Here is a 13,972-nt window from a genome sequence, read left to right as displayed (position 1 = left end):
CCGTGAAATTTGAGATTTGGGCATGCGTCGGGAATGCCGCATTATGACCGGGCGCCCTTTGCGACGAAAGTCGCGATCTGAGGATAGGACAGATTGTCCAATGTCGTTTCTGATCGAAGCTGACTATCCGGCCCAGTTCGAACGCCAACCGTCGCGACTCCTCCCTGTTGTCCGATGTTTCCCGATTGGAGCCGCCTTGCGCCGTCTGCGCCTACTCCTGCTCGTGCCCATGGTGGCCCTTCTGTCGGCCTGTAATCTGGTCGTGCTGAAACCCGCCGGCGATGTCGCCCAGCAGCAGGGCGACCTGCTGATGATCTCCACCCTGCTGATGCTGATCATCATCGTTCCGGTGATGGCGCTGACCGTATTCTTCGCCTGGAAGTACCGGGCGTCGAACAAGGACGCTGAATATCAGCCGGACTGGGACCACTCGACCCATCTGGAGGTCGTGATCTGGGCTGCGCCCCTGCTGATCATCATCTGCCTGGGCGCCCTGACCTGGGCCGGCACCCACCTTCTCGATCCTTACCGCCCGATCGACCGGATCAAGCCGGGGCAGGCGGTGGACGAAAGCGTTGAGCCGCTGCAGGTCAACGTGGTCGCGCTCGATTGGAAATGGCTGTTCATCTATCCCCAGTACGGCGTCGCCACCGTCAACGAACTGGCCGCGCCTGTGGATCGCCCCATCCGCTTCCACATCACCTCGTCCTCGGTGATGAACTCCTTCTATATTCCCGCCCTGGCCGGCCAGATCTACGCCATGCCGGGCATGGAGACGAAGCTGCACGCCGTCATCAACCGTCCGGGCGAGTATGAAGGCTTCTCGGCCAACTATTCCGGCGACGGCTTCTCGCACATGCGTTTCGCCTTCCACGGCATGGACCAGGCCGGCTTCGACGGCTGGATCGCCGGGGTTCGCCAGGGCGGTCAGGCGCTGGATCGCGACCGTTACCTCGAACTGGAAAAGCCCAGCGAGAAGGTTCCGGCGATGCGTTTCTCCACGGTTGACGGCGGCCTGTGGGACGCGATCCTCAACATGTGCGTCGAGCCGGGCAAGATGTGCATGGGCGAGATGATGGAGATCGACCGCAAGGGCGGCCTGACCATGGCCTCGGTGCGCAACACCATGCCGCTGGTCTATGACAAGTACGCCGGTCGTGGAAAAAACGCGGCCATCTTCGGCTCGGACGACAGCTATGTCATGACCATCTGCACCCCGCTGCAGGCCGAGGCCGCCGCCGCCGATCGCATTCGCCGCGCCGAACTGGAGGCGACCAGCGCCCCGGTCAGCCTGGCGCCTTTGTCGGGCCTGGGTCTGGCCCAGGGCGTGCCGATGGCGTCGCTGTCCATAAACAAACAATCGACGGGGCCGGTTTCGACCGACGTCCGTTCCGCCCCCAACGCCTGAGCGAACACAGTCGATGAACGCTGACACCCTCATTCCACTCATCTTCGGGCGGCTGACGCTCGAGGCTCTGCCGCTGCACGAACCGATCTTGGTCGTGACCATGATCGTGGTCCTGCTGGGCGGCGTCGCCCTGCTGGGCGCCCTGACCTATTTCAAGCTCTGGGGTTATCTCTGGAAGGAATGGTTCACGACCGTGGACCACAAGAAGATCGGGATCATGTACATGATCCTTGGTCTGATCATGTTCGTGCGCGGCTTCGCCGACGCCATCATGATGCGCCTGCAGCAGGCGATGGCGTTCGGCGGGTCCGAAGGCTATCTGAACGCGCACCACTATGATCAGGTCTTCACCGCTCACGGGGTGATCATGATCTTCTTCGTGGCCATGCCGATGGTGACGGGGATCATGAACTATGTCGTGCCGCTGCAGATCGGCGCGCGCGACGTCTCCTTCCCCTTCCTCAACAATTTCAGTTTCTGGATGACGACGGCCGGCGCCATCATCGTCATGGCCTCGCTGTTCGTCGGCGAGTTCGCCCGCACGGGCTGGCTGGCCTATCCGCCGCTGTCCGGCATCGGCTACAGCCCCGGCGTCGGGGTGGACTATTACATATGGGCGCTGCAGATCGCGGGGGTGGGGACGACCCTGTCCGGGATCAACCTGATCGCCACCATTGTGAAGATGCGGGCGCCGGGCATGGGTATGATGAAGATGCCGATCTTCACCTGGACCTCGCTCTGCACCAACGTGCTGATCGTGGCGTCCTTCCCGGTCCTGACCGCCGTCCTGGCCTTGCTGACGCTGGACCGTTACGTCGGCACCAACTTCTTCACGAACGACTTCGGCGGCAACCCGATGATGTACGTGAACCTGATCTGGATCTGGGGTCACCCAGAGGTCTACATCCTGATCCTGCCGTTGTTCGGCGTCTTCTCGGAAGTCGCCTCGACCTTCTCGGGCAAGAAGCTGTTCGGCTACACCTCGATGGTCTACGCGACGGTCGTGATCACGATCCTGTCGTACCTGGTGTGGCTGCACCACTTCTTCACCATGGGTTCGGGCGCGTCGGTGAACTCCTTCTTCGGCATCACCACGATGATCATCTCGATCCCGACGGGGGCGAAGATCTTCAACTGGCTCTTCACCATGTATCGGGGCCGTATCCGTTTCGAACTGCCGATGATGTGGCTGGTCGCCTTCATGCTGACCTTCGTGATCGGCGGATTGACCGGCGTGCTTCTGGCCGTGCCGCCGGCCGACTTCGTGCTGCACAACTCGCTCTTCCTGGTCGCCCACTTCCACAACGTCATCATCGGCGGCGTGTTGTTCGGCCTGTTCGCCGCCATCAACTTCTGGTGGCCCAAGGCTTTCGGCTTCAGACTCAACAAGTTCTGGGGGCTGGTCAGCTTCTGGTGCTGGGTGCCGGGCTTCTGGCTGGCGTTCGCGCCCCTGTATGTCCTGGGTCTCATGGGCGTGACGCGCCGGATGCGGGTGTTCGACGACCCGTCCTTGCAGATCTGGTTCGTTATCGCCGCCATCGGCGCGGGCGTCATCGCCCTGGGCATCGCGGCCATGTTCATCCAGTTCGCGGTCTCCATCATCAATCGCGACAAGCTGCGTGACATCACGGGCGATCCGTGGGGCGGCCGCACCCTGGAATGGGCCACCTCTTCACCTCCGCCCGCCTACAACTTCGCCTCCACGCCGGTCATCCATGACTCCGACGCCTGGTGGGACATGAAGAAGAAGGGCTATCAGCGTCCGCTGTCCGGCTATCGCGCCATCCACATGCCCTCGAACACGGGCACGGGGGTCATCATCTCGGGCCTGTGCCTGGTGATGGGTCTGGCGCTGATCTGGTACATCTGGTGGCTGGCGGCCCTGACCTTCGTGGGCGTGCTGGCGGTCTCGATCGTCCACACCTTCAACTACAAGCGCGACTACTACATCCCTGAGGATGAGGTGCGCGAAACCGAAGAGGCGCGCACGCGCGCCCTGGCCGGAACGGAGGCCTGATCCATGAGCGCGACCGCGACTGAGATCGACCCGAACGTCTTCCACCTGGAAGAGGAGCCGCATCACGAGGAAGGCTCCAGCACCATGCTGGGCTTCTGGCTCTATCTGATGAGCGATTGCCTCATCTTTGCGATGCTGTTCGCCGTGTTCGGCGTCCTGGGCGGCAACTACGCCGCCGGGCCGGGACCCAAGGAGCTGTTCGACCTAGAGCTGGTGGCGGTCAATACCGCCATGCTGCTGTTCTCGTCGATCACCTACGGCTTCGCCATGCTGGCGATGGATCGGAACAACCAACGCCAGACCCTGATCTGGCTGGCGATCACCGGCCTGTTCGGCCTGGCCTTCCTGGGGATCGAACTCTACGAGTTCGCACACCTGATCCACGAGGGGGCGACGCCGCAACGCAGCGCCTTCCTGTCGGCCTTCTTCACCCTGGTGGGCACCCACGGCCTGCACGTGACCTTCGGCATCATCTGGCTGGTGACGCTGATGGTTCAGGTCAGCTGGAAGGGTCTGATCCCCGCCAACAAGCGCCGCCTGATGTGCCTGTCGATGTTCTGGCACTTCCTCGACGTCATCTGGATCGGCGTCTTCACCTTCGTCTATCTGCTGGGCATGGTTCGATGAGCGCCGACAACAACGATCACTCGCCCGAGTCGCACGATGTGGACCATCTGGGCCACGAGGCGCACAATCACGGCTCCTTCAGGAGCTATATGATCGGTTTCGTGCTGTCGGTGATCCTGACGGCCATCCCGTTCGCCCTGGTGATGACGGGCGCCTTGCCGCCACAGGCGACGGCCCTGATCGTCATGGCCTTCGCCGTGGTGCAGATCGTGGTCCACATGATCTACTTCCTGCACATGAACTCCAAATCGGAGGGCGGCTGGACCATGCTGGCCCTGATCTTCACGATCATCGTCGTGGTCATCGCCCTGTCGGGTTCGCTGTGGGTGATGTACCATCTGAACACCAACATGATGCCCGCCACCCACGAAATGAGCCAGATGTCCTCCTGAGGACAGGGCCAGGAGATCGTCATCAAGGCCCAAGGCCCAATCGCGCCGCGTCTGTCGCCGACCCTGTTCTGGGCCGGCTTCGGCGCGGCGTTGCTGTTCGCGGGCTTCGTCGTCCTGGGCGGATGGCAGTTGCAGCGGCTGGCGTGGAAGACCGACCTGATCGCCCAGGTCGAAGCGCGGGTGCACGCCGCACCACAACCCGCGCCGGGGCCGGACGCCTGGCCGACGGTGTCGAGAGAGACGGACCAGTATCGCCGCGTCACGGCGCGGGGCGTTTTTCGACATGACCGGGAGACCCTGGTTCAGGCCGTCACGGATTACGGCTCCGGATTCTGGGTCATGACGCCGCTGCAGACGGACACCGGCGCCACGATTCTGATCAATCGGGGCTTCGTCACGCCACAGCGTCGTTTGCAGAAGGATCGACCGGACGGGCAGGCGACGGGCGAACAACAGGTGACCGGCCTGTTGCGCATCACCGAACCCAGGGGCGGTTTTCTGCGCACGAATGACCCGGCGGGCGACCGCTGGTACTCGCGCGACATTGCGGCCATCGCTGCAGCCAAGGGACTGTCGAATGTCGCGCCCTATTTCATAGACGCCGGCGCGACGCCCAATCCCGACGGCTGGCCCAAGGGCGGGCTGACGATCGTGAAATTCCCGAACAGCCATCTCGTTTACGCCCTGACCTGGTTCGGCATGGCCCTGTTGACCCTCGTCGGCTTCTGGGTCGTGGCCCGCGAAGTCCGGCGCCGCCGATCCGCGCGATGACCAAGACGCTTCAACGCCTGCTGGGCATCGGCGACTGGCGCGAGACGGCGGTGTCGCAGGAAGCCGCGAACCGACGAAATCTTCGCCTGCTGATCCAGTTGCGCTGGCTGGCGGTCGCCGGTCAGGTCGCCACCATACTGCTGGTCCATTTTGTCATGGGCATCCGCGTGCCGGTCTTCTGGCTGCTGATCGCGCCCGCAGGCCTGGCCCTGGTCAATCTGGTCAGCGTCCCGCTGACGCAGCGCCGGGACTCCATCTCGGATCAGGAACTCATGCTGGCCCTGCTGGCCGATGTCGCGGCCCTGACGTGGCAGCTTTTCCTGACCGGAGGCGCGGCCAATCCGTTCGTGGCTCTCTATCTGCTGCAGGTCGTGCTCGGCGCGGTCCTGCTGGCCCCCGTCTACGCCTGGTCGTTGATCGGCGTCACCAGTCTGTGTTTCGCCGCCTTGGGCGTATTCAACCGTCCGCTGAATCTGCCGCCTGACAGCGAGGACGCTCTGTTGAGCCTCTATATGCAGGGCAGCCTGATCTGTTTCCTGTTGATGGCGGTGCTGTTGGTGCTGTTCATGACGCGGATCAACGACAATCTGCGCGCCCGCGACGCCTATGTCGCCGATGTGCGCCAACAGGCGACGGAACAGGATCACATCGTGCGCATGGGCCTGCTGGCTTCGGGGGCCGCGCACGAACTGGGCACGCCCCTGGCCTCGCTGTCGGTCATATTGAGCGACTGGCGACGGATGCCGATGCTGAAGGCCGATGCGGACCTGAAGCAGGACATGGACGTGATGCAGGCCGAGGTCGAACGCTGCAAGGCCATCGTCACCGGCATCCTGATGTCGGCGGGCGAGGCGAGGGGACAGGCGCCGACGCGCACGACCATGGGCCGGTTTCTGGACGAGGTGGTTCAGGGCTGGAGCGTCCGTGACGCCCGTGTTCGGGTCGAGGTCACCGCCTGGACCGGACCCGATCCCAGCATCATCGCCGATCCCGCCCTGCGTCAGGTCTTCGGCGTCCTGTTCGACAACGCCGTGGAGGCGGGGGCTCGCCGCATCTTCGTGTCGCCGGTCGTTCGCGACGGGCAGCTGGAATTTGCGATCCGCGACAATGGACCCGGCTTTCCCGCCACGATTCTGGAGCGGCTGGGGAAACCTTATAATTCGACCAAGGATCGGCCCGGCGCGGGTTTGGGCTTGTTTCTTCTAGTGAATGTGATGCGTTCGCTGGGCGGCGCTGTTGAAGCATCCAATCCCCCAGCTGGCGGCGGCGAGGTGCGGTTGATCCTCCCCATCGCCGCCCTGGCGCCGCAGGAGATGTCCGATGACTGATGAAACCCCGACCCTGCTGATCGTCGAGGACGACGAATCCTTCTCGCGCACCCTGCGCAAGTCCTTCGAACGGCGGGGCTATATGGTGGTCAGCGCGGACGGCCCCGATCAGATGGCCGAGGTGCTAAAAATTCACCGGCCGGGCTTCGCCGTGGTCGATCTCAAACTGGGCGGCGCCTCGGGCCTGGGGTGCGTCTCGACCCTTCGCGCCTTTGACGCCGACATGAACATCGTCGTCCTGACCGGCTTCGCCAGCATCGCCACGGCCGTGGAGGCGATCAAACTGGGCGCCCGTCACTATCTGGCCAAGCCGGCCAGCACCGATGACATCGAAGCCGCCTTCGGCAAGGCGTCGGGCGACGCCGCCACGCCGCTGACCAGCCGCCCGACCTCGATCAAGACCCTGGAATGGGAACGGATCCACGAGACGCTGGTGGAGACGGACTTCAACATCTCCGAAGCCGCCCGTCGCCTCGGCATGCACCGCCGCACTCTGGCCCGGAAGCTTGAGAAGCGGCGCGTGACCTGAAGCGAGGCGGTCAGGGGGATCGCTCGGCAAATGGCCAGCCGAGTTGGGCGGATCATTTCGAAGATCGATGCTTATATGGGAAGGAGCCTTATGGCTGTTCCAACCTCAAAGGTGGAATTGCTGACCGCCATTACGACGACGTTCGCAAAGCTGATGGCGGATTTAGCAAAAATTCCGCCGAACCGCGCACGTGAGGCCACGATGGAGGGGCACGCCGACGGAACCACCATGAGCCCGGCCGATCTGGTGGCCTATCTGGTTGGATGGAACGAGTTGGTTCTGAAATGGCTGGATCGCGACGACCGGGATGAACCGGTGGACTATCCCGAGGTCAGTTTCAAATGGAACCAACTCGGCCTGCTGGCGCAGAAATTCTACGCCGATTGCAACGCAATCGAATGGCATGAACTGCTCGCCCGTCTGGAGGATGCGAAGGCAGGACTGATCGTGACGATCACGGCCCGGTCAGATGAGGAACTCTATGGCCGGGCTTGGTACGGGAAATGGACCAAGGGTCGTATGATTCAGTTCAATACCTCGTCCGTTTACGCCAACGCCCGAGCCCGAATTCGGACGTGGCAAAAGGCGCAAGACTGAAAACACGGGTCTTGTGGGCAGTCCCATCGACAAGCGCGGATCGAAGGTACGAGAAATGGGCGGCGTTTGCGTAGCTATCGCGCACATCATCGCATCATAGCGTAAAATCGACAGGATGGCGGGCCGCGCCAGACGATGATGAGCACTACGTCTACGCTATAGCCCTCTGACGCCGCCTTTTGACCGCGGCTAGGGACCAAGCATTGATCTCTACGGGACGGCGTGGCTGGTCGAACAGCCATGGTCTATGGCGCGCGCCCGGGACCGCTTCGGTCATGGGTTAACTTCGTAATAGTTATTTTCTGCTCGCGGACAGTTCTCGCGCAAAAGGTAAGCGCATCGTTTTAGAGATGGCTCGTCCGTTCCAAAACTTTCCTTAGAGTGCCCACATCGCCCACATGTAACTTCGACTCCATCCACAGAACCGTAGTCGCCATCAAAATCGACATAAGAAGTTGTCGTTGAGACCTTCGTCATTTCGATCCTCCAAAAACACAAGTCAATTTTAAGATCATTTTCTCTTCGATCAGGCTGGTTCGTTCCGTCTCAAACTATTCTCAACCCCGGTCCATCCAACGGCCATTCCGAAATGCGCGCCTGCTTTCCAGGAGAAAGCGCAACGGCTTGCCGCGTTGATGCACCCGAACTGCATCAATGTGCAACAAAAATCCTTTGACGCGCACCTCATGACGGTCTATATGCATCATACGGTATCAGTTATGCATCAGATCGTGAGCGGGGCGCATGGAGCACTTTTCAATTATTCAAGCCCTATGTCGGGCAGCAATGGGCGAGCCAACGCCCGCGCTGCGCAAACAAGTCGAGCGGCTAAAGGAGGCCCTCGCCAAGGATGGTGAGGAAAAACAAGCGGCATCGCTCGCGGGGATTCTTTCCACGGCGGAGCGTCTAAAGGAGATGGCTCCGAGCCGAATCGAACGCTCCCGAGCGAACCTGTCCGGTGAGACGCTGGGCCGCAACACACCGGTTCCTGTCGATCGTGAAACGGCTGCCGCCTTGGCAGAGATCATTTTTCCGTCTGAAGTCGAGGGAGCGGCCCCGCTCTTCAATTCGACTGTGACGCAGGCTGTCGGGACGATTGTCGATGAGTGGACCGATTTCGAGGCGCTCGCGACCGTCGATATCGTGCCTTCAAAGACGTGTTTGATCTACGGGGCGCCCGGCACGGGGAAGACACGACTGGCCCTTTGGGTGGCTCGCAGGCTGGAATTGCCCGTTGTCCTCGTGAAGCTGGATGGTCTTGTTTCCTCGTTCCTTGGAACGACAGCACGCAATATTGGAAATCTCTTCGCATTCGCCAATCGCTATCGTTGTGTCCTCCTGCTTGATGAGTTCGACGCGATTGCAAAAGTCCGCGACGATCCGCAGGAAGTCGGCGAGATAAAGCGCGTGGTGAATGCGCTTCTCCAAAATCTCGATGTTAGACAGAATATCGGATTGACGATCGGAATCACCAATCACCCGAAGCTGCTTGATCCAGCGGTCTGGCGCCGTTTCGAGGTTCAGCTTGAGATCCCCAAGCCGGACTTTGAGGTGCGGAAGGCGATCGCCGCCATGTTTATGCCGCCGGTAACGGCTCCCGACAGCCATCTACGTCTTATTGCGTGGTTCACCGAAGGTTCGACCGGAGCGGAGATCGAAGCGCTGGTGAGAACATACAAGAAGGCCACCACGGTTCGTGAGGACGATCGACGGGGGTTGCTGGACACACTTCGCCAATTTGCAACGCTCAACGCGGCCCGCATTCAGAGTGAGCGTCGAACGCTGTTGTTTGACGATCCTGCGACTCTGTTCCGGGCAATGCGCGACGACCCCATTCTCGCATTTTCAATGGCTGACATCGGCGAGATCGCGGGGCGGGATAAATCGACCGTAAGTCGTCAGCTTGGGCGGCAGGCGAGTAAAGTCGATGGGGGTGTGAATAATGGCTAGTCCGATCCAGATCGTCCTCAATCCGGACAATTATGAGGAAGCCCGAGAGGCAGGCGGCGGCGGGGGCCGCAAGGACTTTTTCGCTCACCGCGATCGGGAATTTGGGGCTCACAAGGCAACACTGATCGAGCAGATAGACACCATTTCCGGGGTTCTTTCCGCGCAAGCACAGGGACCGATTGGCTACGTCAAGGTCATCCTCAAACGCGATGCCTGGGCGAAGAGTCACCGACCAGTGGGGGCGTTGTTTCGAAGTGATCGGGTGCCCGTAGTCGGGGGTGGAGATCTCGGCGTGATGATTGTGGAAGGCCGCCCATCGGCTTTGGCGCTGGTGAAAGCCGAAATTGCTAAAGCCGAAACGCAAACAAGAATGCGTTACGACGAGAAAAAAGGGAAAGACGTGCCGAACCCCTCGGCGCAAAAGAGCGAGACGGGAGCAATCGACCGGATCGAACTCTATGGCGCTTCCGACAAGCGCAATTTTTCGGTCGAAGAGGCTGTTGCATGGCTCGCCAATCCGATGACGGGAAGCGGGTATCAGGTCGAGTTGTTCGACGTTCTGCCTCCGCGTGCCGAATGGGATCGCCTCGACCCTGCGCACAGACGTCTGGTCGAGTCCTTCGTTGCCGGCTTCAACGCCCTTGAACAAAGTTTGTCAGTGGAGCGTCTGCCTAATTGGCGACAGCGCCTTCCGATGCTTTCCGTGCGCTTGGACCGAGCCGGAGATGGTGCCGTTCTACGGCTGACGAGCGTGTCATCGAAGGAACGCCGTGAGCTTGCTCCATTCGACCCGAATGTTCAGCACCACAGCCGCTTGCTGGCGTTCCTAGACAAGCATCCCTTAGTCCGACGAATCGAGTTGCCCGGCATCGTGGTCCGCTCTGCTCGCCCGGCAACGCCGGCCCGCATTCGACCAACTCAGGCGGTTATGCCCGTTCGCGATAGCCGCAGAACTCATCCAAGGATGGGCATCATCGACGGCGGGATAAGCCCGGCGTTGGCTGACTGGGTTATCGATCGATGGGACGTACTGGCCAACGAAGACATGGATCTATCCCATGGCACGTTCATTGGCGGGCTTGCAGTCGCTGGAGCCGGTATCAATGGTGCGGAGACTTGCCCCGAACCCGACGGAACGGAACTGGTTGACGTGGCCGTCTTCCCAAATGAGCAGAAGGCTGGGGCCTTCGCATCATACTATTCGGGTGGCCTCCCGCAGTTCTTCGATGAGATGGATGCGGCTGTTGCGGATGCGCGGGCACGGCACGGCGTGCGTATCTTCAATATGAGTCTGAACATCCTTCAGCCCGCCGCACCCGATCGCTACAGCCCACATGCGGTCCGACTCGACCAGATTGCCGAAGAGAACAATGCGGTCGTTTTCATATCCGCCGGTAATATTCAGCCACAAGACCTTCGGCCGGAGTGGCCGGGCGACGCGGCAACGGCCCTTTCCAACCTCGCCCTTGCGCGAAACGACGGGCTCTTGACGCCAGCGGAGAGCGCAAGAAATGTTGCCGTTGCGGCCCTGAATCCAGCAGGGCACAGCGGTTGCTTGCCGTTCGCCCCAGCCCGTTTTAGCCGTCGGGGGCCTGGGCTTCGGTCCGGCGGGAAACCCGACCTTGCCCATATCGGCGGAGCGGGTACGCAGCACGCGACACTCGGGCATGGTCTCTTCTCCATCCTTCCAGATGGAACAGTAATTGACGGTTGCGGCACCAGCTACGCCTCGCCTTTGGTCGCCAAGACAGCAGCGGTCCTCGACCATGCCATCGAGGGCGAGGTCTCTCGTGAAACCCTCATTGGTTTGCTCGTCCACCACGCAGAAATTCCAGAACCCTTGCGCCCGAAAATGCTGGCGCCGGTGGCAAGGCACCTTGTCGGCTTCGGAATGCCGCCGTCTGCCGAACGTATTCTGGAGACGGGCGATCATTCAATTACCCTGGTCTTCGCCTCGCGTATCCAGCACGGCCAGCAGATCAATTTCCGCTTTCCATGGCCGGCGTCCTTGGTCGGACCTGGCGGCAAATGCCGAGGGCGGGCAAAGCTCACGCTCGTTTCCACGCCTCCATTGGATGCCCGGTTCGGTTCCGAGTTCGTCCGGGTCAACGTGAATGCCGTCCTGCAGCAGGAGCAGGACGAGGGCAAATGGAAGGGCCGACTTGAACCGCTTTACCTCCCGTCTTCGCGTGAATCTCCAGCGGTCGAGGCGGAGCTAATCGAACATGACCTGAAATGGAGTCCTGTAAAGGTCCACGCCAAGACCTTCCCGCAGGGAGTTGGGCCTTCGTCGAACTGGCGACTGTTTGTTGAGTATCTCACCCGCGCTGGAGAGGTGATGCCGGAGGGAGGCGTGCCCTTCACCGCGATTCTGACCATCAGCGACCCAGAGGCGGAAAAGCCGGTCTTCAACGACATGCGCCAAAGCCTTCAGGCGATTGGTACACAGATTGCTGACATTCGGACGGCAGCGCGCATTACGCCACGGGTCTAATAGAAAAGAAAATCAAGGGAGGATAGATTGCCTTTTAATCAGCAGGTCGCGATCGACGACAACAATCAGCTTCGTATCCCTCAAAGGGAGGGATTTACGGCGATCCACGATCACTTTCAGCAGGTCGGCGCAGATCAAGAAGTCGGGATAGTTCTTCCTGTTGGTTGCGGGAAGTCAGGCCTGATCGCGATTGCACCTTATGCGCTTCGAGGTCAACGCGCACTTGTGGTTGCTCCCGGCACGCGGATCAGAACCCAGCTCGGCAACGATCTTCGGGCAAACAGCGAATCTAATTTTTATGACCGCTGCCACGTCATTGGCGCATCGGAGCAATATCCCGAGACCACAATAGTAGAAAGCGGTCGTGTGAATGTCGATGACATCCTCCACGCCGACGTAACAGTTGCGAACATTCAGCAGATTGCCGGTGAAGAAAATCGTTGGCTTGATGCCCTCCCTGATGATTTCTTCGATATGATCCTTGTGGATGAGGCACACCATAACACCGCAGCGAGCTGGCAGCAGGTCAAGCGGCGCTTCCCGAATGCTCGTGTTGTTAACTTCAGTGCGACTCCCGCCCGCGCCGACGGCGCGCTGATGGAAGGGCGCATAATCTACAGCTTCCCAGTCCTCAGGGCGATCGAAGCCGGTTATGTAAAACGTCTCCGGGCCAAGATGTTACGTCCCACGGAGTTGCGTTATGTCGACCGTTCAGACGGGCAAGAGCGCATCATAGATGCAGAAGAAGTTCGTCGCCTGGGCGAAACGGACGCTGAATTCCGCCGTGGCATCGTCATGTCGGATGAAACCCTATCCTCAATTGTTGATCATTCGATCGCCGAACTGCGCCAGCTACGGCAGAGCACTGGCGAACAGCGCCTCAAAATCATCGCTTCGGCTGTCAATTACGATCACTGCATTCAGATCACGGAAGCGTTCCGCGCTCGCGGGCTTCGTGCAGCCTATGTTCATTCCCGCGAGGGTCAGGCGAATGATCGTGTTTTTCAGCAACTCGAAAATCACGATCTCGATGTTATTGTCCAAGCAAGAATGTTGGGTGAAGGCTTCGACCATAAGTATCTCGCGGTGGCGATGGTTGGAAGCATATTTGCGAACCTGAGTCCCTTCGTTCAGTTTATCGGCCGCATCATGAGAGTAGTTGAGCAAAATAGCCCTGGCCACCCCACCAGCCAAGGCGTGGTCGTTTTTCACGTTGGTGCAAATGTCGCTCGTAGATGGAACGATTTTCGCCAGTTCAGTGAAGCGGACCAGGGGTTCTTTGCCGACCTGCTGCCGGAAATTGAAGACGTCGATTTTACCGGTGAAGTCGCCGTGCGCGAGCCCGGTGGAGGCGGTGGAATTGCGCCCGTGGAAATTCTGGAGGAGCGTGGGGTTCGCGCGTCCGACATGGTGCCAATCGGCGATCCTCAAGCGATGGTTCTTTTGCAGCAGCTCGCGGAATTGGGGGTCACTCCTGACCAGGCTGCGCAAGAGATCCGGCGTTTGCGAACAACGCGCCAAGATCGCCGCGAAGCCAGACGTGCGTCTTTGAATGAACGTATTCAAAATGAAGTCGGCGGAATCCTCGGTCGTCTTGGCGTGAATGCCGGCGGCCGAACTTTAGACCCCCGCCGTCGAGAGAGAAATTATGCCTGGGCGGTCTCGGAATTGCATCGCCGGGTCAATGCGCATGTAGCAGGAGCCAACGCCGACCGGCAAAACTTCACCCTTGAGCAACTGGATGAAGGGCATAGGGCATTGTCTGAACTGGTTCAAGCGTTTGAAGGGGATCTTCGGAATGGCTAGGGCACGCTCTTTAATTGTCAGCATGGAAATCACGAAAGCCGGTAAATCCCATA

General features: G+C 60.4%; 11 protein-coding genes. All 11 read left to right on the top strand.

Annotated features, from left to right (window positions below):
* Positions 1-196 precede the first annotated feature (196 nt).
* The 11 genes from cyoA to GGR11_RS03990 all read left to right on the top strand — a co-directional run bounded on the left by cyoA (position 197) and on the right by GGR11_RS03990 (position 13,919).
* Complete coding sequence (gene cyoA, locus GGR11_RS04040) at positions 197-1,408, top strand: ubiquinol oxidase subunit II (protein WP_183195507.1); 1,212 nt, start codon at positions 197-199, stop codon at positions 1,406-1,408.
* 13 nt (positions 1,409-1,421) lie between these two features.
* Positions 1,422-3,425, top strand: a complete 2,004-nt coding sequence (gene cyoB, locus GGR11_RS04035; RefSeq protein ID WP_183195506.1) for a cytochrome o ubiquinol oxidase subunit I — start codon at positions 1,422-1,424, stop codon at positions 3,423-3,425.
* Between the two features lie 3 nt (positions 3,426-3,428).
* Positions 3,429-4,052, top strand: a complete 624-nt coding sequence (cyoC, locus tag GGR11_RS04030) for a cytochrome o ubiquinol oxidase subunit III (RefSeq protein WP_183195505.1) — start codon at positions 3,429-3,431, stop codon at positions 4,050-4,052.
* Positions 4,049-4,444 carry a cytochrome o ubiquinol oxidase subunit IV gene (cyoD, locus tag GGR11_RS04025; protein ID WP_183195504.1) on the top strand — a complete coding sequence of 132 codons (396 nt, stop codon included), beginning with the start codon at positions 4,049-4,051 and terminating at the stop codon, positions 4,442-4,444. Before cyoC ends, cyoD begins: the two co-directional genes overlap by 4 nt.
* Before the next feature lie 90 nt (positions 4,445-4,534).
* Positions 4,535-5,215, top strand: coding sequence for an SURF1 family protein (locus GGR11_RS04020; protein ID WP_183195503.1), 681 nt, complete (start codon positions 4,535-4,537; stop codon positions 5,213-5,215).
* Positions 5,212-6,543: an ATP-binding protein gene (locus GGR11_RS04015; RefSeq protein WP_183195502.1), complete on the top strand. Its 1,332-nt coding sequence runs from the start codon at positions 5,212-5,214 to the stop codon at positions 6,541-6,543. Before GGR11_RS04020 ends, GGR11_RS04015 begins: the two co-directional genes overlap by 4 nt.
* On the top strand, positions 6,536-7,072 hold the full coding sequence (locus GGR11_RS04010) for a response regulator transcription factor (RefSeq protein WP_035306281.1): 537 nt from the start codon (positions 6,536-6,538) through the stop codon (positions 7,070-7,072). The genes GGR11_RS04015 and GGR11_RS04010 overlap by 8 nt, the downstream gene beginning before the upstream one ends.
* A gap of 90 nt (positions 7,073-7,162) precedes the next feature.
* Positions 7,163-7,669 carry a ClbS/DfsB family four-helix bundle protein gene (locus GGR11_RS04005; protein ID WP_183195501.1) on the top strand — a complete coding sequence of 169 codons (507 nt, stop codon included), beginning with the start codon at positions 7,163-7,165 and terminating at the stop codon, positions 7,667-7,669.
* 744 nt (positions 7,670-8,413) lie between these two features.
* On the top strand, positions 8,414-9,619 hold the full coding sequence (locus GGR11_RS04000) for an AAA family ATPase (protein ID WP_183195500.1): 1,206 nt from the start codon (positions 8,414-8,416) through the stop codon (positions 9,617-9,619).
* Positions 9,612-12,113: a S8 family peptidase gene (locus tag GGR11_RS03995; protein ID WP_183195499.1), complete on the top strand. Its 2,502-nt coding sequence runs from the start codon at positions 9,612-9,614 to the stop codon at positions 12,111-12,113. The genes GGR11_RS04000 and GGR11_RS03995 overlap by 8 nt, the downstream gene beginning before the upstream one ends.
* Before the next feature lie 27 nt (positions 12,114-12,140).
* Positions 12,141-13,919 carry a DEAD/DEAH box helicase gene (locus tag GGR11_RS03990; protein ID WP_221205086.1) on the top strand — a complete coding sequence of 593 codons (1,779 nt, stop codon included), beginning with the start codon at positions 12,141-12,143 and terminating at the stop codon, positions 13,917-13,919.
* Positions 13,920-13,972 lie beyond the last annotated feature (53 nt).

Source organism: Brevundimonas mediterranea (genome assembly GCF_014196125.1).
In the GTDB taxonomy this organism is placed as follows: Bacteria; Pseudomonadota; Alphaproteobacteria; order Caulobacterales; family Caulobacteraceae; genus Brevundimonas; species Brevundimonas mediterranea.
Note: the sequence above shows the minus strand (reverse complement) of the source record. Positions and strands in the feature narration are given on the sequence as shown.